At 66.7% G+C, this 23,223-nt stretch carries 14 protein-coding genes; 10 read left to right on the top strand and 4 right to left on the bottom strand.

The features are described 5' to 3' along the window. Positions 1-826 precede the first annotated feature (826 nt). From QW845_RS25925 to QW845_RS25900, 6 genes are all read left to right on the top strand, one after another. Positions 827-1,108 carry a DUF3606 domain-containing protein gene (locus QW845_RS25925; protein ID WP_315804343.1) on the top strand — a complete coding sequence of 94 codons (282 nt, stop codon included), beginning with the start codon at positions 827-829 and terminating at the stop codon, positions 1,106-1,108. 24 nt (positions 1,109-1,132) lie between these two features. Further along, positions 1,133-3,367 (top strand): glycogen debranching protein GlgX, encoded by a 2,235-nt coding sequence (gene glgX, locus QW845_RS25920; RefSeq protein WP_315804342.1) that lies wholly within the window; start codon positions 1,133-1,135, stop codon positions 3,365-3,367. Between the two features lie 96 nt (positions 3,368-3,463). Beyond that, complete coding sequence (locus QW845_RS25915; RefSeq protein ID WP_315804341.1) at positions 3,464-4,537, top strand: tartrate dehydrogenase; 1,074 nt, start codon at positions 3,464-3,466, stop codon at positions 4,535-4,537. A 171-nt stretch (positions 4,538-4,708) separates the two neighbouring features. Then, positions 4,709-6,127, top strand: a complete 1,419-nt coding sequence (pyk, locus tag QW845_RS25910; protein ID WP_315804340.1) for a pyruvate kinase — start codon at positions 4,709-4,711, stop codon at positions 6,125-6,127. Between the two features lie 192 nt (positions 6,128-6,319). Next, positions 6,320-7,132 carry a UDP-2,3-diacylglucosamine diphosphatase gene (locus tag QW845_RS25905; RefSeq protein ID WP_315804339.1) on the top strand — a complete coding sequence of 271 codons (813 nt, stop codon included), beginning with the start codon at positions 6,320-6,322 and terminating at the stop codon, positions 7,130-7,132. Between the two features lie 47 nt (positions 7,133-7,179). Continuing rightward, the gene (locus tag QW845_RS25900) at positions 7,180-8,169 is read left to right on the top strand and encodes a threonine/serine dehydratase (RefSeq protein ID WP_315804338.1); all 990 of its coding nucleotides are present in this window, start codon (positions 7,180-7,182) and stop codon (positions 8,167-8,169) included. 10 nt (positions 8,170-8,179) lie between these two features. Here QW845_RS25900 and QW845_RS25895 read toward each other — a convergent pair whose 3' ends face one another. Both QW845_RS25895 and QW845_RS25890 read right to left on the bottom strand, forming a co-directional pair. After that, positions 8,180-9,898 carry a caspase family protein gene (locus tag QW845_RS25895; RefSeq protein ID WP_409997967.1) on the bottom strand — a complete coding sequence of 573 codons (1,719 nt, stop codon included), beginning with the start codon at positions 9,896-9,898 and terminating at the stop codon, positions 8,180-8,182. A gap of 153 nt (positions 9,899-10,051) precedes the next feature. Beyond that, complete coding sequence (locus QW845_RS25890) at positions 10,052-11,671, bottom strand: hypothetical protein (protein ID WP_315804336.1); 1,620 nt, start codon at positions 11,669-11,671, stop codon at positions 10,052-10,054. A gap of 75 nt (positions 11,672-11,746) precedes the next feature. On the opposite strand from QW845_RS25890, the gene QW845_RS25885 reads away from it, so the two are divergent. Continuing rightward, positions 11,747-12,934, top strand: a complete 1,188-nt coding sequence (locus QW845_RS25885; protein ID WP_315804335.1) for an MFS transporter — start codon at positions 11,747-11,749, stop codon at positions 12,932-12,934. Here the strand turns inward: QW845_RS25885 and dgcA are convergent. Beyond that, entirely contained in the window at positions 12,916-13,911 is a 996-nt protein-coding gene (gene dgcA / locus QW845_RS25880; RefSeq protein ID WP_315804334.1) for an N-acetyl-D-Glu racemase DgcA, read from the bottom strand. The genes QW845_RS25885 and dgcA overlap by 19 nt on opposite strands. 158 nt (positions 13,912-14,069) lie before the next feature. On the opposite strand from dgcA, the gene QW845_RS25875 reads away from it, so the two are divergent. The 3 genes from QW845_RS25875 (at position 14,070) to QW845_RS25865 (ending at position 17,004) form a co-directional block, all read left to right on the top strand. Next, positions 14,070-15,203, top strand: coding sequence for an ABC transporter permease (locus QW845_RS25875; protein WP_315804354.1), 1,134 nt, complete (start codon positions 14,070-14,072; stop codon positions 15,201-15,203). 6 nt (positions 15,204-15,209) lie between these two features. Next, complete coding sequence (locus QW845_RS25870; protein WP_315804333.1) at positions 15,210-15,980, top strand: ABC transporter ATP-binding protein; 771 nt, start codon at positions 15,210-15,212, stop codon at positions 15,978-15,980. Between the two features lie 151 nt (positions 15,981-16,131). Further along, positions 16,132-17,004, top strand: a complete 873-nt coding sequence (locus QW845_RS25865) for an MlaD family protein (protein WP_315804332.1) — start codon at positions 16,132-16,134, stop codon at positions 17,002-17,004. 310 nt (positions 17,005-17,314) lie between these two features. Here the strand turns inward: QW845_RS25865 and QW845_RS25860 are convergent, their stop codons facing one another. After that, a complete protein-coding gene (locus QW845_RS25860) occupies positions 17,315-22,927 on the bottom strand; it encodes a methyl-accepting chemotaxis protein (RefSeq protein ID WP_315804331.1) in 5,613 nt (1,870 codons plus the stop codon). Between the last annotated feature and the right edge of the window lie 296 nt (positions 22,928-23,223).

The raw sequence follows: 23,223 nt of genomic DNA, 5'->3' as shown, positions 1-23,223 counted from the left end.
CTTTAGTCCTGCCAACTAGACGGACTGAATCATCGATCTCTCTGCGTCGCAACTGCCGACTTTTTCAACGGAATCGGTCAAAAGCGGACGTGGCTTTGTCGCGCGCATTGGTGCTGACGTCCTGCATCCAGATCCTTCCTGAAGCACTGCGCAAATCGGAGTGCTCGGGTCGACTCCGGTCGCGGGCTCCCGCCGCTCCTTCGCCCGACCGGTGCAAGGGCAGTTGGACCGGCCACCCCGTCGAACGTGTGCGAAAAGGTGCTCGTCGTCGACTGAAAATTTCTATTTCGCGTTTCCAGAAAACGTGCTAGATCATCGCCATCCCGTGCTCCTCGAGAGGGGCGCTTCGCGATCGTCACGGAACGTTGGGCGCGGGATGCGGTGGCTGCAGGATGCCGCAGCGCGGGGTGACCCGCGCGGACGAACGGCAGCTTGCGGACGCGAAGTCGCGTGGTCCTGGCGCCCCGACGCTGGCGCCAAGTCCTCGGGCGACGAGCCCGAGGGCGACGGTGGCTCACAAGCCGGACACCGGGGAGATCGCGAAGTAAGCGTGAAAACCATCGCGCGGGGAATGCCGGGATGTCTCGGCTGAACCTGTGGTGACTGCCGCCTGCTTTTTTTCTGCAGGCGGGCCATGGGGGCGGCCAGCTCCCGGCATTCCCCGTGCCCTCTGCCTGAGGCGAGGGTGACACGACTGACATCACTCGGGCGTAAGACGCCGCGAGACCAATGATTCATGTCCTCATCGCGGTCCTGGGCATGCCGGCGGCTCGCTTTGGGAACCAAATTCCGCAGCCGCGGTTAGCCCTCACGCAGGAGGATCCCAATGCGCCGTCCCAAAATCCAGCCCATCCGCAACAAGCTCGATCTCACCGATCGGGTCCAGGTCCGCATCGTCACGCGGAGGCTGCGCGTCACGCCGGCCGAGTTGACCGAGATCGTCGGCCGCATCGGCAATTCCATCGCCGCGATTTCGAAGGAAGTCCATCAGCAGCGCGCCAGCAAGCCGGCCGTCCCCGCGGATGTGCCGCCCGCTGAGGTGATTGCGTCCGTTGCAGCCACGGAGACCGCTGCCGTCGAGGTCGTTGCGGCATCCGAGACGCATTAGACAGCGCATTGCCAGGGGGCAGCAATGGATCAGATCACCGACAGGGCCGACGCCCTGACGCAGGCGGCGTTCAACCTGCGCAAGGCCAAGATCAGCGAAGGCCGTCCGTTTCCGCTCGGCGCGACCTGGGACGGTCTCGGCGTCAATTTTGCGATCTTTTCCGCGCATGCGACCAAGGTCGAGCTGTGCCTGTTCGACGACACCGGCGAGACCGAACTCGAGCGCATCGAGCTGCCGGAATACACCGACGAGGTGTGGCACGGCTATCTGCCGACCGCCCGTCCCGGCACGGTGTACGGCTATCGCGTGCACGGACCCTACGAGCCCGACGCCGGCCACCGCTTCAATCCGAACAAGCTCGTCATCGATCCCTATGCCAAGCAGCTCGTCGGCAACCTGCGCTGGGGCCCGGAGCTGTTCGGCTACCAGCTCGATCATGCCGACAAGGATCTGTCGTTCGACGGCCGCGACAGCGCGCCGTTGATGCTGAAGTGCCGGGTCATCGATCCCGCCTTCACCTGGGGCACCTCACGCAAGCCGGAAATTCCGTGGGAGCGGACGATCTTCTACGAGATGCACGTCAAGGGTTTTACCAAGCTGCATCCGCTGGTGCCCGAGGCCGATCGCGGCACCTTCGCCGGTCTCGCGCACCAGGACATCCCGGCCTATCTGCGCTCCCTGGGCATCACCTCGGCCGAGCTGTTGCCGATCCATGCCTTCATCGACGACAGCTATCTGGTCGACAAGGGCCTGCGCAACTACTGGGGCTACAACTCGATCGGCTTCTTCGCGCCGGAGCCGCGCTATCTCAAGACGCCGCTCGCGACCGAATTCAAGACCATGGTCAACCAGTTCCACGCCAACGGCATCGAGGTCATCCTCGACGTGGTCTACAACCACACCGCCGAAGGCAACGAGCTCGGGCCGACCCTGTCGTTCAAGGGCATCGACAATGCCAGCTACTACCGGCTGATGCCGGACCAGAAGCGCTACTACATCAACGACACCGGCACCGGCAACACCGTGAACCTGTCGCACCAGCGCGTGCTGCAGCTCGTCGCGGACTCGCTGCGCTATTGGGCGACCGAGATGCGGGTCGACGGCTTCCGCTTCGATCTCGCCACCATCCTGGCGCGCGAGCCCTACGGCTTCGACGAAGGCGGCAGCTTCCTCGACGCCTGCCGGCAGGATCCGGTGCTGTCCAGCGTCAAGCTGATCGCCGAGCCCTGGGACATCGGTCCGGGCGGCTATCAGGTCGGCCAGTTTCCGCCGGGCTGGGCGGAGTGGAACGACAAGTTCCGCGACACCGCGCGCGCGTTCTGGAAGGGCGACGGCGGCACGCTGGCCGATTTCGCCAAGCGCATCTCGGGCTCGGGCGATCTGTTCAACAAGCGCGGCCGAAGGCCCTGGGCGAGCGTGAACTTCATCACCGCCCATGACGGCTTCAATCTCAACGACCTCGTCTCCTACAACGAGAAGCACAACGAGGCGAATGGCGAGGACAATCGCGACGGCCACAGCAACAATCACTCGTGGAATTGCGGCGTCGAGGGGCCGACCGACGACCCCGAGATCACCGCGTTGCGCGAGCGGCAGAAGCGCAATCTGCTCGCCACGATGCTGCTGTCGCACGGCACGCCGATGCTGCTGGCGGGCGACGAGTTCGGCCATACCCAGAACGGCAGCAACAATGCCTATGCGCAGGACAACGAGACCACCTGGCTCGACTGGATGGGCATCACGCCGCAGGGCAGGGCGCTGCGCGAGTTCACGCGCAAGCTGATCGCGATGCGCAAGGCCTTCCCGATCCTCTATCGCAGCCGCTTCCTGGTCGGCTCGCACAATGAGGAGCTCGACGTCAAGGATGTGACGTGGCTCGATCCGTCCGGCGAGGAGATGACGACCGAGCAGTGGACCGATGATCACGCGCGCTGTTTCGGCATGCTGCTCGACGGCCGCGCCCAGGAGACCGGCGTCAAGCGGCGCGGATCGGACGCGACGCTCTTGCTGGTCTACAACGCGCATTACGACGTCGTGAACTTCACGCTGCCGTCCGTGCCCGAGGGCCACAACTGGCTGGCGCTGATCGATACCAACCAGCCGGATGCACAGCCGCAGTCGTTTCCGTTTGGCCACGTCTACGCGGTGACCGGGCGATCGCTGCTGGCCCTCGGCCTGTCCTCGGAGCAGCAGCCGATGCGCAGCCTGCGCCACGGCCTCGGCGCCCTGCTGGACATCGCGGAGGCGCCGCTGGGGTAGGGCGGCGACACAGCCCGGCGCCGGCTTGTCGTTCGCGGGATGTCGTGCAAAAGCTGTCCGGGTGAAACGCCCGGACAGAGGTCAAGAAAAGCTCAAATGCGCACCCATTCCATCGCCGCCATTCCCGCCGACGGCATCGGCCCCGAGGTCATCTCCGAAGGTGTCCGCGTTCTCGAGGCACTCGCCAAGCGCGCGGGCGACATCAGCTTCAACGTCAAGACCTTCGACTGGGGCTCGGACTACTACAAGAAGCACGGCGTGATGATGCCGGCCGACGGCCTTACCGAACTCAAGAAATTCGATGCGATCTATTTCGGCGCGGTCGGCGCGCCCGACGTGCCCGATCACATCACGCTGTGGGGCCTGCGGCTGCCGATCTGCCAGGGTTTTGATCAGTACGCCAATGTGCGCCCGACCAAGATCCTGCCCGGCGTGGCCTCGCCCTTGCGCAATGTCGGCGTCGGCGATCTCGACTGGGTGATCGTGCGCGAGAATTCCGAGGGCGAATATGCCGGCATGGGTGGCCGCGCGCATCGCGGCCTGCCTGAAGAGGTCGGCACGGAGGTCGCGGTCTTCACACGCGTCGGCGTCGCCAGAATCATGCGCTACGCGTTCAAGCTGGCGCAGTCGCGGCCGCGCAAGTTCCTCACCGTCGTCACCAAGTCGAATGCGCAGCGCCACGGCATGGTGATGTGGGACGAGATCGCCGCCGAGGTGGCGCGGGAATTCCCCGACGTGACCTGGGACAAGATGCTGGTCGACGCGATGACCGTGCGCATGACCCTGCAGCCGAAGAGCCTCGACACCATCGTCGCGACCAACCTGCATGCCGACATCCTGTCCGATCTCGCCGGCGCGCTCGCCGGCAGCCTCGGCGTGGCGCCGACCGGCAACATCGATCCGGAGCGGCGCTTCCCGTCGATGTTCGAGCCGATCCACGGCTCGGCGTTCGACATCACCGGCAAGGGCATCGCCAATCCGGTGGCGACGTTCTGGACCGGCGCGCAGATGCTCGAGCATCTCGGCGAGAGGGACGCGGCCGTGCGATTGATGGCGGCCGTGGAAAAGGTGTGTGCAGCCGGCATCCTGACGCCCGACGTGGGCGGCAAGGCGACGACCAAGGAGGTGACCGACGCCGTCATCGACGCGATCCACGGCTCCAACGTCTGAGGCGTGCCACTCTCTTGCACAATTTCGGCGTGTTCCGCGTCGCGCTTGCAATGGACGCTGCGGGGCGTATATCAGCGCTTCCGCTGCGTCCGCGCATGCTAATCACATGCATGTCATGGTGACGCGAGACACGGACTTAAGTGACCTGGGCTTCAGGAGAAAGGACACATCATGCGTCGTCACCGTCGAGCCAAGATCGTCGCGACTGTCGGTCCCGCGAGCAATTCTCCGGAGATGCTGAAAGCGCTGTTCCTCGCCGGTGTAGACACATTTCGTCTCAATTTCAGTCACGGCACGCAGGCCGATCACGCCAGGGTCCATGCCGCGGTCCGCGCCCTCGAGAAGGAGGTGCAGCGGCCAATCGGCATCTTGATGGATCTGCAGGGTCCGAAGATTCGTGTCGGCACGCTGCGCGACAAGAAGATCCAGGTCGAAGCCGGCGAGACGATTCGGTTTGTCCTCAACGGCACCGAGGGCGACAAGACGTCGATTCCGTTGCCACATCCGGAGATCTTTGCGGCGGTCGCGCCCGGTCACGATCTTCTGATCGATGACGGCCGCGTGCGGGTGCGCGTCATGGGCCTCGGCGACGACTGGATCGAAGCCAAGGTGATCGTCGGCGGCGCGATCTCCAATCACAAGGGCGTCAATCTGCCGGGCACGATTCTGGAGCTGTCGCCGCTGACGGCCAAGGACCGCTCCGATCTTGCCTTTGGGCTCGACCTCGGCGTCGACTGGGTGGCGCTGTCGTTCGTGCAGAAGCCGTCCGACGTGCTGGAGGCGAGGGGCCTGATCAATGGCCGCGCCGGCATCATGTCCAAGATCGAGAAGCCGGCGGCGCTGGAGCGCATCGACGACATCATCCAGCTGTCGGACGCGATCATGGTCGCGCGCGGCGATCTCGGCGTCGAGATTCCCAACGAGGACGTGCCGGGCAAGCAGAAGGAGCTGGTGCGCGCCTGCCGGCTCGCGGTGAAGCCGGTGATCGTCGCGACGCAGATGCTGGATTCGATGGTCGCGACGCCGACGCCGACCCGCGCCGAGGTCTCCGACGTCGCGACCGCGATCTATGACGGCGCCGACGCGGTGATGCTGTCGGCGGAATCGGCCAGCGGGCAATACCCGCGCGAGGCGGTCGCGATGATGGACAGCATCATCAAGGCAACCGAGGGCCACAAGATGTACCGCTCCATCGTCGAGGCGACGCAGCCGGGCGAGGAGCAGACCGCACCGCATGCGGTGGCGACCGCCGCGGCCGACCTGGCGTCGGCGATCCACGCCAGGGCGATCGTGGCCTATACGTCGAGCGGAACTTCGGCCTCCCGCGTTGCGCGCAAGCGGCCGAGCCTGCCGATTCTGGCGATCACGCCGAACGAGGACACCTCGCGGCGCATGTGCCTGTTGTGGGGCGCGCACAGCGTGCTGTCGCAGGACGTGCAGAACTACGAGGAAATGGTCGAGCGCGCGACCTTCTTTGCCGTGCAGGAGGAGTTCGCGGAAGCCGGCGACCTGCTCGTCGTCGTCGCCGGCATCCCGTTCGCGCAGGCCGGCACCACCAACAATCTGCGTGTCGTCACCATGCCGAGATAGGAGGCCGATTTTCCCTGTTCGCGCCGCCCGCCTGTCGCCTGATTGTCGCACCGCGCTGGTATCGCGGGGCAGTGACGAAGGACGTCGCGAGTCGTCGAACGAGCGGTGTCCGGTCGCGGTCCGGCAGGACGGGTTCTGCCGATGCGGCCGTTCGTCATCGCGGTGTCATCAGGGGCTGTTAGGTGGGCGCGCATGGGACTTGAGACTGCTGGTGAAGAAAGCCCGGCTCGGCGCTTTCGGACGTTGTTCATCTCGGACGTTCATCTCGGAGCCCGCGGCTCGCAGGCCAATCTCCTGGTCGATTTCCTGCGCCACCATGATGCCGATACGATCTATCTGGTCGGTGACATCATCGATGGCTGGGCGCTCAAATCGAGCTGGCATTGGCCGCAGTCGCATAACGACCTGGTGCAGAAGATGCTGCGCAAGGCGCGCAAGGGCGCCAAGGTCGTTTACGTCCCCGGCAATCACGACGAGTTCCTGCGCGGCTACTACGGCACGCATTTCGGCGGCATCGACGTCGTCGAGAACATCGTGCACACCGGCACCGACGGCAAACGCTATCTCGTCATTCACGGCGACATCTTCGATCTGGTCGTGCAGAACGCGCGCTGGCTCGCCCATCTCGGCGACAAGGCCTACGATTTTGCGATCCAGATGAACCGGCTGGTCAACTTCTTCCGCCGCATGTTCGGCGTGCCCTATTGGTCGCTGTCGCAATGGGCCAAGCAGAAGGTCAAGAACGCGGTGAACTATATCGGCGCGTTCGAGACGGCACTGGCCTCCGAGGCGCGCCGGCATGGCGCTGACGGCGTGATCTGCGGCCACATCCATTGCGCCGTCATCCGCGACCAGGACGGCATCCGCTACATGAATTGCGGCGACTGGGTCGAAAGCTGCACGGCGCTGGTCGAGCACGAGGACGGCCGCTTCGAGATCCTCACCTGGACCGATCCGCAGCGGCAGCCGGCGCCGGTTCCGCAGCTGGCCGCCCGCGCCGCCTGACACCGGCTCCCTTGCCTCTCGGCAATCGGGCGCGGTAAAATAGGGGTATGACAGCTCATTCCCCGATCCTGCCCGTGACCGCCGCCGACATCGATGCGGCGGCACGCGTCCTCGCGCCCGTGGCCGTGCGGACCCCGCTGCTGCCGGCTCCCGTGCTCAGCGAGCGCTTCAAAGCGAACGTTTTCGTGAAGCCGGAGGTGCTGCAGCGGACCGGCTCGTTCAAGTTCCGCGGCGCCTACAACAAACTGGCGTCGATCCCGCAAGCAGCGCGCGGCAACGGTGTCGTCGCGTTTTCCTCGGGCAACCATGCGCAGGGCGTCGCTCATGCCGCCACATTGCTGGGCATGGACGCCACGATCGTGATGCCCTCGGATGCGCCGGCGGCCAAGCGCGATCGCACCAAGGCGTTCGGTGCCGACGTCGTGCTCTATGATCGCGATCGCGAGGACCGCGAAGCGATCGCGCGCGACATCGCTGCAAAGCGCGGCTCGACGGTGGTGCCGCCCTATGACGATCCCTTTGTCATCGCAGGGCAGGGCACCGTCGGCCGCGAGATCGCCGACGACCTTGCTGCGCTCGGCCTGTCGCCGGATCTGGTGATTGTGCCTGCTTCCGGCGGCGGGCTGCTTGCCGGCGTCTCGACCGCGGTGAAGGCGCGATATCCGCAGACGCAGATGATTGTTGCCGAGCCAAAGGGCTTCGACGACCATGCGCGCTCGCTGCGGGCCGGTCACCGCGAGGCCCACGATGCAAAGGGCCGAACCATCTGCGACGCGCTGATGGCGGCGATTCCCGGCGAGATCACCTTCGCGATCAACAGCCAACTTCTGTCGGCTGCGGTCGAGGCCTCGGATGAGGAGGTGGGGCGGGCGGTCGGCTTTGCCTTCCGGGAGCTGAAGCTCGTGGTCGAGCCCGGCGGGTCGGTCGGGCTCGCGGCATTGCTGGCCGGCCGGCTGGACGCGGCGGGCAAGACGGTGGTGATCGTGCTCTCCGGCGGCAATGTCGACGCTGAGCTCTACGCCCGGCTGATTGCCTGACGATCAAGCCTCAGCGAAAGCCGAGGCCGCCTCTTGCCGATCCTCCACCACCCATCCGCAGTCCGGACTGCGCGACGTGCGGCGCGCCCCGCGTCGGGCCGCCCTGCATCCCGCCTTGACCCCGCGCCATCGACGGATGCGACGCGTTGATGTTCGGCTTGAACGGTCCGGAATTGCCGGGGAAGGGACGCCGGACCTCGCGGGTGTCGAATGGCCGACCAGGACTGCGCCTCAGTGGGTCGCGCTGGATTTTCGTAGTCACGGGCGGATTTGCCGGCGGCATGATCCTGTCGCGCAATTTCGTCTGAGAGATCGGCCCGGGATCGACGACCTTGTTGGGAATCGCGTTGTTGACGGCATCGCCTTTCGTGACGACCGTGGGCGGCAGCGGCCCGCGCGGCGGCATGGTGGTGGTCGGCAGCTTCGGCTGCGGGATCTGTGCGCCCGGATTGAACGGTCGCGCGATCGGCGCCAGTTGCGGTGGCATGATGAGGCGGCTCGGTTGCAGCACGGGGATGGGCCGCGGCTGTCCCTGCAGCCGCAGCGCGACCGGCGCATATGGACTGTCGGCATAGGATTCACGGAAGCTCCGATAGGCGGCCGGCGAATTCGCCAGTACGGCCTCGTGCCACGCCGCGGCCTGCACGAGGCCGGCGAGCAGGGCGCGGATGCGGTCGGCGAGCGGATCGCGCGGATACATCGCGATGAACTCGCGATAATATTGCGGACGGTTCTCCGACAGCACGTAGTCATAGGCCTGCCGCACGGACCGGCTGGGCAGGTTGGCCGCCACCTGGATCACCGGCGCATTCTCGGCAGGGCGCGCGGCCGCGACCAGCGTATCCCCGAAGAAGGTGAAATCGCCGGTGAGCGAAGAGCTTTCCCACGGCGTCTGCCGGCCGTCGGTGGTCTGGTTGACCTGCAGACGGATGCGCTTGAACAATTGCTCGATCGGCAGGTTCGGCTGTCGCGCGAGGTTGAGGAAGGCCTGCGCATAAGGGCTGTGCTCGCCGCGGCCGTCGAGCGCCTCCGCGCCGGGCGAGGTCGAATATCCGAGGATGGAGCCGTTCGGCGCGTCGACGATGGCAAGTCCGCGTCCGGCATCGTTGATGGCAGGGAATGGATTGTTGCGGCAGGCGTCCAGTACGACGATCCGCATGCGGCTCGGGATGGCGTCGAGCGTCGCCATCAGATCCACCAGCCGGATGGTCCCCGTCGTCAGGTCGGAGGGCGCCGAGATGCGGGCATCGATCGGGATCAGATAGTTCTCGCCCGCGAGCTGAACCCCATGGCCGGCGTAGTAGACCATTGCCACGGTATTCGGGCCGTGTGCTGCCACCCGGCTCGAAAAATCCTCCACGACCTTGAGCATCTCGTTCTGCGTCAGGTCGGTCGCCGTGATCACCTCGAAGCCGGCCGAGTTCAACAGCTTGGCAACAGCATGGGCGTCGTTGTCCGGGTTCTCCAGCGGCGGCGCGTTCTGATAGCTCGCATTGCCGATCACGAGCGCGACGCGTGGCTCGGCTCCTTGAGGGATCGCGGCGGGCGTGTTGCTCTCCCTTGCCGGTGAGGGAGCTGCCAGCGCGCGCGGTGGCGTGTGAAGGGTGTCGAGCTCACTGCCGGCGGCGAACGCCGAGCCCGGGCCGACCCAGGCCATCAGGCCCAGCAGCGCGGACATGAGCAGGGATTTCCAGGCGGACGTTACAGCGCGAAATTTCGGAACGGACACGGCGTTCTCCTCAAGCATGCGCAAAGCGAATGGCTTGAGAAGCAGGCTACGCAGATCACGCAGTGGCGTACGTGACCCGCGTCACCCATCAACGCGGCACCCTTGGTGCTCAGTGATCGAGGTTCAACAGGAGGTGGCCGAGATGCTCTCGGCCTACGAGAAGAATGCGATCTTCTCAGGCTGGGTCATGCGACGGATCGGCGCCAGCGAGTCATTGGCGGGCGCCTGTGGCCGCTGCAGAAGGCCGTTCGACAGGAGTGTCGATCCCAGCGACGGCTCGTAGGCAGGCTTGGGCATCGCGGATGCGCTGGTGCTGTGAGCCGCGGCAGCGGTCGGGCGGACCTGCTGGCTCGGCGCAACGTCGGCCTGCGGGGCCGCTGCGGGAGATTGAGCTGCGACCGCAGCCGCCACGGCGGCCAGGGTCTCGATGGTGATCGCCTCCGGAAGCGGTGGCGATACGGGCGCGCTGGGGATTGGCGCCGGGACTGGAGGCGATGCCATGCGCGGGGCCGCCGTGGGCGGGGCCGGCATCGGAGGGGCAGACATCGACGGAGCAGACACCGGCGGGGCAGACACCGGCGGGGCAGGCATCGTGGGCGCAGCCGGAGCCGGCGCCGCCGTGGCAACCGGGGCTTCTGCCGTGGTCAGCACGAGATCCGGCTCCGACGGCGCTGTCTCGCTGAAGCTCGCGACGATGTCGTCGTCGACCGAGGTCGGCTCCTCAATGTCGAAGCCGAGCGTCCTGACCCGGCTGAACTCCTCGTCGTCGATCGGGTCGAGGACACCCATCTCCGCCGCGACCAATTCCAGAATAGCTTCGTCTTCGGCTTCTGCGGCGGCGGCGTCATCCAGGGCCGCCGCGGCGTGCTGCTCGATCTCGAGCAGGGCTTCGTCCACCGACGGCTCCGTCGCAGCTTCCGGGGGCTGCACCACTGCCGCAGTTTCGGCGTCAACGATCCTGGCGTCGACTGCTGCGGCCGCCACGATCACAGCGTCAGCAGCCGAGGAGGTCTCAACCACTTCCATCGCGGCCACCGCCGCAACGAGCGGAATGGCGATCTCGAGCGCTGCCTGGGACGCCTCGCTCTGTTCCGGTGCAGGCTCCGGCTCCGAGACCACCATCTCGGCGGACGGACTTGATGCGACATAAGGCGCTGGCGAAGCGGCGGCCTCGGCCGCCGGACTGATCTCGTCGGCCGCAGGCGGAACGCTCGCTTTCTCCGCCTCGAGCTCCTTCAGCCGCGTCTTGATGATCTCGAACGCCGCAAGCAGCGCGAGCTTGGGGTCGGCGCTCGCAAGCTGATCGCAGGCGGCCTCGATCGATGTCACCTGCGAATCGATCAGGTCACAGATCCGGGAATCGGCGCCGATCTCGCGCCAGCGCCAGGAAATCTCCTTGATGATTCGGATGCCCTTGCGCACCGGCGCCAGGTTCTGCTCGAGGGCCATGCGGTCGACCGCAGAGGCGGCGGCCAACGCGGCGTCTTCGACCGTGGCGCGGATCGCGGCGAGCGCTTCGGGCAGCGCCTTGCTGTCCGCTTGCTCGAATTCCTGCTGCTGCTGACGCTGCGAGGCAAGAGCGTGCTCGATGCGGGCGACGGCGTCGAGCACCATGCTGGTGTCAGCATTGCGGTTGCGCTTGGCATATTCACCGAGGAACCAGCGGCCTCGGGACGTCTCCATGAAGGCGTCGCGGATCGCCTCGTAATCGGCCTCGTTCGGCTGAGCCGCACGGGCGGATATCGGCGAGAGGGCGAAGACTTCATCGACCATGGCAAACCTATCGCGCACATTGCTGCGCGTTGGCATAACGATCACCATGATATTGATCGAATCGCAATTGAATTGATGCCACTGTCCCGACAAATCTCCACCACATCGCCGGTATTGTCGCGCCGATTCGCGGACAGGTTGGGGCTGTTCTATGGCGCGGTGTTCATGCTGTCGGGCACGCATCTGCCGTTCTTTCCCGTATGGCTACGGGCGATCGGGCTGGATGCCGCATGGATTGGCGTCATCATTGCGGTTCCCGCCGTAACCCGCTTCACCGTCCTGCCGCTGATCACTGCGGTCGCCGAGCGCCGGCAGGCCCTGCGCACCGCGATGGGGCTGGCCACCTTCGCAACGGCATCGGGCTTTGTGGTTCTTGCCTTCCAGCGCGAACCCTGGCTGGTATTCCTGGTCTACGTGGCGACCTGCTGCCTATGGACACCCGTTGTCCCGCTGACGGACGCCTATGCGCTTCGTGGCGTGATGAGCTATGGCCTGAACTACGGTCGCCTGCGGCTGTGGGGATCGGCGGCCTTCATCGCTGGAACGCTGCTGTGCGGCGGGCTGGCCGATCTCGCGCCGTCGTCCGAGCTGATCTGGATCATCGTCTCGGTTGCGCTGTGCGGTGCGGCAAGCAGCCTGCTGCTGCAGGCGCTGCCGCCCTTGCCGCAAGGCGCCGGCCCGTCCCGGGACGGCCGCAGTCTGCTGGGCAATCCGAGCTTCCTCTGCATCATCGCAGCTTCGGCGCTGATTCAGGCCAGCCATGCGGCCTACTACACGTTCTCCGCCATCGAGTGGAAGGCGCAGGGCTTCAGCGGGCTGACCATCGCTTGGCTCTGGACCATGGGCGTGCTCGCCGAGATCGTCGTGTTTGCCCTGTCGCCACGGTTCACGCTGGCGCCCGCCAGCCTGGTCATGATCGGTGCGATGGCGGCCGTGCTGCGCTGGAGCCTCACGGCGCAGGAGCCGCATGCGGCGGGGCTCGCGGCGGTCCAGATCAGCCATGGCTTCACTTTCGGGCTGACGCTGGTCGGAACCATGGGGCTGCTGGTGCGCCAGGTGCCGGCGCATCTGACCGCGCGCGGGCAGGGCTATTATGCCGCCGCCAGCGGCGTGGTCGGCTCGGCGGCGTCGGCCCTCTCGGGGCCGGTCTATGCGGCCTATGGCCCCGGCGTCTACTACGTGATGGCTGCGATGGCCGGAGCGGGCGGCGCGCTGATGTGGCTCGCGCGCCGCGGCGTCTCGCTTCAGCCCCACAACGCCTGATCGGGCGGATAGACCAGGCTGTCCTCGTAGTGCAGGCCGTGCTCGCAATCCTCGGCGAGCAGCAGCGGTCCGTCCAGATCGACGAAACGGGCGAACGGCGTCAGCAGCATGGCCGGCGCCATCGACAGCGACGTCGCCACCATGCAGCCGACCATGATGTCGAAGCCGAGCGCGCGCGCGGCATCGGCCATGGCAAGCGCCTCGGTGAGTCCTCCGGTCTTATCGAGCTTGATGTTGACGGCGTCGTAGCGCCCACGCAGCGCGTCCAGCGAGCTGCGGTCGTGCACGCTCTCGTCGGCGCAGACGGCGAGCGGGCGCGCGATCCTTCCGAGCGCTTCGTCGTTGCCTGCGGGCAGCGGCTGCTCGACCAGCTTGACGCCGGCGGCGGCGCAGGCTGCGAGATTGGATTCCAGGACGGCCTCGGTCCAGGCCTCGTTGGCGTCGACGATCAGTTGTGACTGCGGCGCCGCGGCTCGCACGGCTGCAATCCGCGCCGGATCGCCGTCGCCGCCGAGCTTGATCTTGAGCAGCGGGCGGTGCGCGGCCTTGGCCGCAGCTTTGGCCATCACATCGGGGGTCCCGAGCGAAATCGTGTAGGCCGTGACGCACGGCGCCGGTGCGCGGCGTCCGAGCAGGTCCCAGATGCGCCGGCCGTTTCGTTTGGCTTCGAGGTCGAGCAGCGCGCAATCGAGGGCATTGCGCGCCGCGCCCGGCGGCATCGCCGTCTGCAGGGCGTTGCGGTCGAGACCAGAGGCGATCGCATCGCGCATCGCGAGCAGGGCGCTCAGCGCCGCATCGGGCGTTTCGCCATAACGCGGATAGGGCACGCATTCGCCGTGGCCAACCATCGTCCCGTGTCGCAGCTCCGCGATCACTGTCACGGCTTCGGTCTTGGCGCCGCGGCTGATCGTGAAGCTGCCGGCGATCGGCCAGTGGCCGATTCGGGCGTCCAGTATTGGAAAACCGTTGGAAGTCATTTGAAAGTCTGGCGCTTTGTGAACCGGAATGAGGCGCTTGGGACTTGCGCGATGTGACCGACTATGGCTGTTGATAGTGGTCTCCGGCAAGGTGGTAGCGACGCGGTGGGATTTTTCTCGTCAAGGAGCGGACGTCCAAGGCTCCGAGGATGGCCGTCGTGAAGGGCGGCCCTGATCTGCAGCGCAGCGGGGATGGCAATGCGCTGTCGCTGCGCGCGACCGGCGCCTGGACTGCGCCCTTTGCGCCGTCGCTCGAACGGCTCGTCGCCGATGCCGAAAAGCTCGCCGGCAAGAAGATCGATGTCTCCATCGACGTCTCCCAGGTGTCCAAGCTCGACACGTTCGGCGCCTGGCTGATCGAGCGGCTGCGCCGCAGCTTCACGACCGGAACCGTCGAGGTCCGGATCGATGGGCTCTCTGCGAACTACGCCAGCCTGGTCGACGAGGTTCGCCGCGTCAGCACCGCGCCCAATGGCGACGCGACGATGGTGACCATCACCGGCATGCTCGGCCAGATCGGCCTCAGTGTCGCCGGCATCTTCGGCACGGTCGCCGCACTCATCGACATGCTCGGCGCCGTGATCGTCGCCAGCGGCCGGGTCCTCATTCATCCCCGCAGCTTCCGACTGACCTCGACCATTCATCATCTCGAGCAGGTGTGCTGGCGCGCGGTGCCGATCATCGTGCTGATCACCTTCCTGATCGGCTGCATCATCGCTCAGCAGGGCATCTTCCATTTCCGAAGGTTCGGCGCCGACATCTTCGTCGTCGACATGCTAGGCGTGCTGGTGCTGCGCGAGATCGGCGTGCTGCTTGTGGCGATCATGATCGCCGGCCGGTCGGGCAGCGCCTACACGGCCGAGCTCGGCTCGATGAAGATGCGCGAGGAAATCGACGCGCTGCGCACCATGGGCTTCGATCCGATCGAGGTCCTGATCCTGCCGCGCATGCTGGCGCTGGTGATCGCGCTGCCGATCCTGGCCTTCCTCGGCGACATCGCCGCGCTCTATGGCGGCGGGCTGGTGGCCTGGTTTTATGGCGGCGTCGATCCCGAGGCCTTCCTGCTGCGCCTGCGCGATGCGATCTCGATCGATCATTTCAAGGTCGGCCTGCTCAAGGCGCCGGTGATGGCTGCCGTGATCGGGATCGTCGCCTGCGTCGAAGGACTGGCCGTGCAGGGCAGCGCCGAGTCGCTGGGGCGCCACACCACTTCGTCGGTGGTGAAGGGCATCTTCTTCGTCATCGTGATGGACGGCGTGTTCGCGATCTTCTTCGCCGCGGTCGGGATGTGAGCTGAGATGGTGCAGCAGGTCTCCGATCCCATCATCCGCGTGCGTGACGTCACCGTGCAGTTCGGCAAGACGCGCGTGCTCGACGGGCTCGACCTCGACGTCAAGCGCGGCGAGATCCTGGGCTTCGTCGGTCCCTCTGGCGCGGGCAAGTCGGTGCTGACGCGCACCATCATCGGTCTGGTGCCGAAGCTGTCGGGCAACATCGAGGTGTTCGGCGTCGATCTCGACGCCGCCGATCGTGCCGGCCGCCGCGCCGTCGAGCGGCGCTGGGGCGTGCTGTTCCAACAGGGCGCGTTGTTCTCCTCGCTCACGGTGCGGCAGAACATCCAGTTCCCGGTCCGGGAGTATCTCAAGGTCTCGCAGCGTCTGCTCGACGAGATCATGATCGCAAAGCTCGTGATGGTCGGATTGCGGCCCGATGTTGCTGATCGTTTCCCGAGCGAGCTGTCGGGGGGCATGATCAAGCGGGTCGCGCTGGCACGCGCGCTCGCGCTCGATCCGGAACTGGTGTTCCTCGATGAGCCGACCTCGGGACTCGACCCGATCGGCGCCGGCGATTTCGACGAGCTCGTCCGGACCCTGCAGCGCACTTTGGGACTGACGGTTTTCATGGTAACCCATGATCTCGACAGCCTGTATACGGCGTGCGACCGCATCGCCGTGCTGGGCGACGGCAAGATTATCGCCGCGGGATCGATGGCCGACATGCAGGCCTCGGAACATCCGTGGCTCCGACAGTATTTCCACGGCAAGCGTGCCCGAGCCGTGATGGGGTAGCGCGACGCGCCCCAGGGACGATTTTTGTGAGCGGGAGTGGGGACTGCCGCGACAAAGTTGATGGGGTGGGTGCCGCTGTCCGGCGCCAACCGACAGTGCGCGGAAGCGGGGGCTGGGTGACCGCCGTGACGTGCCGGTACCGGAGTTGGTAATGGAAACGCGGGCGAATTACGTCCTGATCGGGTCGTTCACGCTGGCAGTGATTGCCGCGGCGATCGGGTTTGTCCTCTGGTTTCAGAGCCTGCACACGACCAAGCAGCGCAGCCCGCTGCGGGTCGTGTTCGAGGGGCCGGCCGCGGGTCTGCGCAACGGCGGCAGCGTCAACTTCAATGGTATCCGGGTCGGCGAGGTCATTTCGGTCAAGCTCGACAATCCGCGCCGCGTCGTGGCGCTGGCGATGGTCGAGAACAACGCGCCGATCCGCAAGGACACCCTGGTCGGGCTCGAGTTCCAGGGCCTGACCGGCGTCGCCGCGATCTCGCTGAAGGGCGGCGAGGAGGCTGCGCCGCCGCCGCCGCTCGACGAGGATGGCGTGCCGGTGCTGCGTGCCGATCCGACCCGGCTGCAGGACGTGACCGAAGCGATCCGCGCTACCTTGCAGAACATCAACAAGGTCGTCGCCGACAACCAGGACGCCGTAAAGAACTCAATCAAGAATCTCGAGGTGTTCACCCAGTCGCTGGCCCGTAATTCCGAGCGCATCGATGGCGTCATGAGCCGGGTCGACGGCATCATGGGCAAGGCCGATACCCTGATGCTCGGTCTCAACACGCTGGCCGGCGGCAAGGATGGCGGCGAGCTGTTCCTGACGGTAAAGTCGATCCGCGAGCTCGCCGAGGATCTGGACAAGCGCTCCGGCGCGCTGATGGCCGATGGACGGCGTACGCTGTCCGACATCAGCCGCGCCGTGAACAATTTCGACCGCAATCCGACCCGGGTCCTGTTCGGCGCCAGCAACTCCAGCCCGAGCAACGCCCAGGCCTCGCAGCCGGCGCCCGCGCCCTCCGCCAGCGGACGGCGGTGAGGCCTTGGCGAATAGCGAACGGGGAATAGCGAATAGGGTGCGTGAGCTCTCCTGCCGCGCGCCGCTGGTGGCTCCTTGGTCGGTGCGTCGTCGTCTCGTCTGACGGACCGTGACGTCCGAGTCCTGGGCGACCTCGACTGCAGGATGCGCCACCCCAGCGCCAGGCCTTCCTGTCCGGTTGAGCGGAAGCGGGGCGGGAACGAGCGAAGCCGGAAAAAGCGTTGCTGGACCTGCAAAAGCAAAACGGAGGCCTCGCGGCCTCCGTTTGTTTTTCGATCGTTGGTCGGCTACTCGCCATTCGCCCCCTTCGTCACGCCAGCCTTCCGGCGGCGTGGGCGAGCAGGGTGTAGACCAGCCCGGTCTCCGAGGTGAGCTGGGCACGCAGCGCCTGCGGATTGCGGTCGTCGCGGGCGACCTCGTCGAGCAGTCGCTCGAACTCGGTGATGTAGCGGTCCACCGTCTGCTTGAAGGTGCGGTCGGCGCGGTACTTGCGGGCGACCTCGTCGAATGCCTTCTGGCCGGCCGGGGTGTAGAGACGCTTGGAGAACGCCTTGGTCTCGCCGCGCTGGTAGCGGTCCCACATCTCGGCCGCGAGATTGCGGTCCATCAGCCGGGCGATGTCGAGCGACAGCGACTCCAGTGGATTGCCCGACTGCTGCGCCGGACCGCGGCCACGCGGAGGCTGCGGCTGGCCGGCGGTGCTGTTGTCGGCCCGGTTGAGCAGGTCGGACAGCCAGTTGTCGCTGCGCTGATCGGCGACCGGACCCATCGGCGGCGCTTCGACCCGGCGTGGCTGCGGCGGCGGGGCCGGCGGCTGCATGCCGAGATCCGGCGGCGGCAGGTTGGCGACGCTGGTCGCAGCCGGCTCGCGCAGGCGCATGTCGGGCCGGCCGCCGACGGCTGCGGCGACGATCGGCTCTTCCTGACGGATCACGGCGGCGGGCGCGGCGACCGCGGCGGGGCGCGACGCGCTGACCACGTCGAGGCCGCGGCCATGATGGGCGACGATCCGGTTGAGCTCGGCCAGCGCCTCGATCTGGTCGACGATGACCTTGCGCATCTGCGCCGTGCTCTCGGCGGCCTCCTGCGGCATCTCCAGCACGCCGCGGCGCAGCTCGTTGCGCGTCGCCTCGAGCTCGCGATGCATCTCGGCGGTCATCTGCTTCATGCTCGACACCAGCGTGGCGAACTTCTCGGCCGACTGCTTGAACATCGCATCGGCTTCCTGCGTGCTCTGCTGGTAGATCTCCTGCATCTGCGACGTGGTGAGGCGGCGCTCCTCCTCGGCGTTGGTGCGGATGGCTTCGAACTGGCGGCTGAGCGCGGTGGAGCCGGCACCCGCCGTTTCCGCCACGACGCGGGCGATGTCGCGGGCGCGCTCCTCGGCGGCCGCCAAGGACTCGTCGAGCAGGGTGGTGAAGCGGGTCAGACGCTGGTCGAGATCGGCCGTGCGCAGATCGATGGTGGTGACCAGCGATTCCAGCGTCGTCTTGCGATCCGAGATCGAGACGGTCGCATCGCGGTTGCTCTGCTCGACGATCGCCGCCGCCTCGATCAGCGCCTTGCCATGCGCGTCGAACTGGCTGGACAGCGAGTTGAGATCCTCCAGCGCCCGCGACGTCTTGGAGTTGAACACGTTGAGCTGGTCCTCGAGCGTCTGCGTCGCGGTGCCGTTGCGCGCGGTGACGTCGTTCATTGCGGTGACGAAGTCGGCCACGCGGGTGACCAGCGCCCGCTCCAGCGAATTGAGGTTGTCGTGGGCGCCGGTCAGGACCTCCTGCAGCAGGATGTTGCCCTCGCGCAGACGTTCGAACAGGGCGACCGTGTCGGTGCGCAGGATCTTGCTCGTCTCCTGCATCTCGGTGACCGCGGCCACCGAGACCTGGCGCGACTGCTCGATCGCCGCGCGCGAGGCCTGCTCCAGCTCCTTGAGCGACTTGGTGATCGCGGTGGTCGCAAGCTCGCCCGCCGAGGTGATGGTGCGGGCGACCTCGGAGCCGTTGCCATTGACGCTCTGGGCGAAGTTCTGGCCGCGCACCTCGATCGCCTTCAGCGCGTCGGTGGTGACGCGATCGATCTCGATCGTGAGCTGGTTGGTCTTCGAGTTGAGCGCCTCGACCAGGGTGCCGCGCTTGCCGTCGAGCATCTGCGACAGCCGCTCGCTCTGCTGCTGCACATAGGTGACGATCTCGTCGGTCTTGCCGGTCATGGCCGAGCCGAACGAGTTGCCGGCGGCGAGCACCGAGCGCTCGATCTCGGTCGAGGTCGACTTGACCCGCGTGGAGACCTCGTTGGAGGCGGCGACGAGCGCGCTCTGCGCATTGAGCGCGCTGCTCTGGATCGCGTCGGTGGTGTTCGCCGCGACGGAATTAATGACGCGCTCGATCTCCGACGACATCGCCTTGAGCTGGCCCGCGGTGTCGGTGGAGGTGGCCGTCAGCAGGTTCTGCGCCTCGCGCGCGCCGCCGACGATCACCGCGACCGTCTCGGTCGTGGTCGTCGTCAGCACCGCCTGGGCTTCGCGTGCGCTGCCGACCAGGGTGGCTGCGGTGTCGGCCGACGTGGCGGTCAGCGACATCTGCGCCTGGCGCGCGCTGTTGAGGATCGAGGTCGCGGTATCGGCGCCGACGGACGACAGCGTCCGCTCGACGTCGACGGCCAGCGACTTGACGTGCTCGGTTGCTTCCGTCGAGGCGGTGACGAGCTTCGACTGGACGTCGCGGGCGCTGTCGACGATCGCCGCGGCTGTGCTGGTCCCGACCGCCGCGAGCGTGCGCTCGACGTCGGCCGCCAGCGACTTGACGTGATTGGCCGCTTCGGACGAAGCGCTGATCAGCGTGTTCTGCGCTTCCCGGGCGCCGCCGGTGATCGTTTCCGCGGTGGTCGTCCCCGCGATCGACAGCGAGCGCTGGACGTCGACGGTCAGCGCCTTGACCTGTTCGGCCGCTTCGCTCGATGCCGTGAGCAGGGCATGCTGGGCATCGCGAGCGCCCGCCGTGATGGCTTCGGCGGTTTCCGTCCCGGCACTGGTCAGCGAGCGCTGCACGTCGGCTGCGAGCGACTTCACGTGGTCGGCTGCGTTGGAGGAGGCGGACACCAGCGTGTTCTGGACCTCGCGCGCACCGGCGAGGATCGAGGCTGCCGTGGCCGAGCCGGCGGCCGTCAGCGCCTGCTCGACGTCGACGGCGAGCGACTTGACGTGGGTGGCGGCATCGGAGGAGGCGGACACCAGCGTGTTCTGGGCCTCGCGCGCGCCGGCGAGGATCGAGGCTGCGGTGGTCGAGCCTGCCGCCGTGAGCGTGCGCTCGACGTCGGCCGACAGCGACTTGATCTGGTCGGCGGTCTCGCCGGAGGCCGCGACCAGCGTGGCCTGGGCCTCGCGCGCACTGGTCAGGACGGCCTCGGCCGCGCCGCTGCCTGCGTTCGACAGGGCACGCTCGACCTCGGCGGACGTGTTCTTCAGCTGCGAGCCGACGTCGGTCGAGACGTTGAGCAGCGCCTGCTGTGCCGAGCGGGCCCCGGTCTGGATGGTCTCGCTGGTGTTGACCACGAGGTTGGTCAGCGCCCGCTCCGCATCTTCCACATGCGACTTGATGCTGGCCGACAGCAGCTCGGCGCGGGTCATCAGTTCGTCGCTCGCCTGGCGGCCGCTGCTCTCGATGCGGCCGGCCACGGCCTCGACGCGCGAGCCGAGCAGGTCTTCGAACTGCGAGACGCGCTGGTCGATGTCCTTGGCGATCGAGCCGACGCGGGTCTCGATGCCCTGATGGATGTCCTGGAAGCGCGCGGTGACGGCTTCGGTCAGCTCGTAGCTGCGGCCGTCGATGATGTTCGACAGGCTGTGGATGCGCTGATCGATTGCTTCGAGCGCCTTGTCGGTGCCGTCGGTCAACGAGGAGGTCAGAATGTTGAGGCGGGAATCGATCGACTGGATCGCCTGCGCCGAGCCATCGGTCAGCGAGGTGGTCAGAACGGTCAGCCGCGAGTCGATCGCGTGCAGCACCTGCGCCGCGCCGTCGGTCAGCGAATTGGACAGGGTGCCGAGGCGGCCCTCGATCGTCGCCGTGACCGAGGTGGCGCGGTTGTCGAAGTTCTCCTCGAGCGACTTGAGGCGGCCCTCGACGCTGTCGTCGAAGGTCTTGATCTTCGCATCGAGCGAGGTGTCGAGGGTGGTGATGCGGGCCTGCAGATTGGTCTCGAACTGGTTCAGCCGCTGGTCCAGCGTCGCCGTAATCTCACCGCTGTTGGACGACAGCCGCGTATCGAACGTGTCGACATAGGACTTGAGATTGTCGGAGATTTCCTGGGTCCGCTGGCCCATGCGCTCGACGATCTCGCCGCCATAGGTCTTCACCGTGCGGTCGAACTCCGTGATGTGCCGGGTGATCAGCGCGCCCAAGGTCGAGCTGTCGCGCGCGAAGCGCTCGGCGAGCTCGGTGCCCTGGTTCTTCACCAGCTCGTCGAAGGCACTGATCTGGATCGACAGCGTGTCGTGGGTGCTCTCGGTCTGGCTGACGACCTTGGCGACCAGCGAATTGACGGTCGCATCGAGCGACTCGCTCGCCTTCTCGCCCGACGTGACGATGTGGCCGGACATGCGCTGGCTCGCCTCGTCGATCTTGGTGACGAGATCGCCGCTGCGCAGCTCGAGCTCCAGCAGGAGGGACTCGCCGGAGGCCTTGAGCTGGTCGTGGAGCTGCTCGGTGCGCACCGAGATGCCGTCGACGATGGCCGCCGTGCGCTGCTCGAACTCGCCGGTGATGCGGTCGATGCGCTCGTTGAGCATCTCGTGGACTCGGTCCGACAGGTCGGCGAACTCGTCGTGGACGTGGCCGGTCTTGAAATTGAGGCTGGTGGTGAGCCGCTCCGAGGCGTCGAGCACGGCGCGCGTGGTCTCGGCGCTGGCCTCTTCGAGCCGATCGAGCAGATCGCCGCCGCGCTCGCCGAGCGCGAGGATCATGTTGTCGCCCGCGTTGCCGAGCGCAGCCGTGATGTGGGCGCCGCGCTCTTCCAGCGCGCCGGTGATGCTCTTGGCGACCTCGTCGACCCGCGAGGCGATGGCGTCCGAGATCAGCGCGATGTCGTGGCGAAGGTCGATCTGGACGCCCGAGATGGCGCTGCGGACCTGCTCGGCCTGGCCGACGAGATTGTCGCGCTGGTGGGCGATGTCCTGCAGCAGGGCGCGGATGCGGACCTCGTTGTCGCTGTAGGCGCGCTCGAGGGCCGCGACCTCGTTGGCGACCAGCATCTCGAGCTCGCCTGCGCGCGCGATCGCGCGCTCGACGCCGTCGCCCATCGCCGCGACCTCGCGGCGGATGGCCTGGCCGACGGTCACGATCGAATCGCTGACGGCGCCCTCCGGCTCGGAGAAGCGGATCGCCACCTGCGCCATCGACTGCGCGATCATGCGCAGCTCCTGGCCGCGCCAGGCGAGGCTCGCGAGGAAATAGAACAGCAGAACGGGTGCGAAGAACACCGCGGCGAGGCCGGCGAGCACCAGCACGCCGCCGCTCTGGCCGATCAAGGCCTGCAAGGCGGGCAGGAAACCGATGGTCAGCAGCACGCAGCCGACGATCCAGATGCCTGCAAAGGCGGTTGCCAGCGTGTAGACGCCGCGCGACGGGCGGCCCTTCTGGATCGCCTGCAGCAACTGGCCGATGGTTTCGCGGTCGTCATTGGCCGGACGGCGCGCGGCGAGCGGCGGCGGCTCAATCTCGTCAAGGCTGCTGCGATCGATGCCCGGACGGGAGTCGAACGAATCCAGGCTCGACACGCCGTTCGGCATGACCGGCGGGGCTCCGTCAGCGTGGACCGAGCTCTGCGAGTCCGTGGGCGCGGACGAATCGCTGATGTTCAAAGCCTCCTGAATGGCGGACAGCGCAACTTCAGTCGGGTCTTTGACCTTTTTCGGAGTGTTCGCCATGTTGAGTCCGAGCCCTCGTCTTAATTTCGATCCGGCGAGCCGCGTACGAGTGCCCTCTCGCAACGCTCGAACCGGACGTCATCCCTCGCAGGCACCAGGGGTGGCAAATTCCGCCAGGTGACCCACTCCATCCGGGCATCATCCTATTGGCTGTGCCTGTTGAAAGAAATGGCCGTGGTTAAGAGATTCTTAATCATCGTTAACAGCAGCCGCCGTTAACACTTTAGAAGTTCTGCGAATTCCCGTTTCTGCCGCGATTGGGGCAGAGCCGGGCCCAAATCGCGGCAAACCCGCGG

The organism is Bradyrhizobium sp. SZCCHNS3002 (assembly GCF_032377435.1).
Classification (GTDB): domain Bacteria; phylum Pseudomonadota; class Alphaproteobacteria; order Rhizobiales; family Xanthobacteraceae; genus Bradyrhizobium.
The sequence above is the reverse complement of the archived record's forward strand: the minus strand, read 5'-3'. Positions and strand labels throughout refer to the sequence as shown.

Excerpts from the sequence above, each read along its gene's own strand:
- QW845_RS25925 (WP_315804343.1), top strand. The coding sequence starts at position 827 with ATGCGCCGTCCCAAAATCCAGCCCATCCGCAACAAGCTCGATCTCACC.
- glgX (WP_315804342.1), top strand. The coding sequence starts at position 1,133 with ATGGATCAGATCACCGACAGGGCCGACGCCCTGACGCAGGCGGCGTTC.
- QW845_RS25915 (WP_315804341.1), top strand. The coding sequence starts at position 3,464 with ATGCGCACCCATTCCATCGCCGCCATTCCCGCCGACGGCATCGGCCCC.
- pyk (WP_315804340.1), top strand. The coding sequence starts at position 4,709 with ATGCGTCGTCACCGTCGAGCCAAGATCGTCGCGACTGTCGGTCCCGCG.
- QW845_RS25905 (WP_315804339.1), top strand. The coding sequence starts at position 6,320 with ATGGGACTTGAGACTGCTGGTGAAGAAAGCCCGGCTCGGCGCTTTCGG.
- QW845_RS25900 (WP_315804338.1), top strand. The coding sequence starts at position 7,180 with ATGACAGCTCATTCCCCGATCCTGCCCGTGACCGCCGCCGACATCGAT.
- QW845_RS25890 (WP_315804336.1), bottom strand. The coding sequence starts at position 11,671 with ATGGTCGATGAAGTCTTCGCCCTCTCGCCGATATCCGCCCGTGCGGCT.
- QW845_RS25885 (WP_315804335.1), top strand. The coding sequence starts at position 11,747 with ATGCCACTGTCCCGACAAATCTCCACCACATCGCCGGTATTGTCGCGC.
- dgcA (WP_315804334.1), bottom strand. The coding sequence starts at position 13,911 with ATGACTTCCAACGGTTTTCCAATACTGGACGCCCGAATCGGCCACTGG.
- QW845_RS25870 (WP_315804333.1), top strand. The coding sequence starts at position 15,210 with ATGGTGCAGCAGGTCTCCGATCCCATCATCCGCGTGCGTGACGTCACC.
- QW845_RS25865 (WP_315804332.1), top strand. The coding sequence starts at position 16,132 with ATGGAAACGCGGGCGAATTACGTCCTGATCGGGTCGTTCACGCTGGCA.
- QW845_RS25860 (WP_315804331.1), bottom strand. The coding sequence starts at position 22,927 with ATGGCGAACACTCCGAAAAAGGTCAAAGACCCGACTGAAGTTGCGCTG.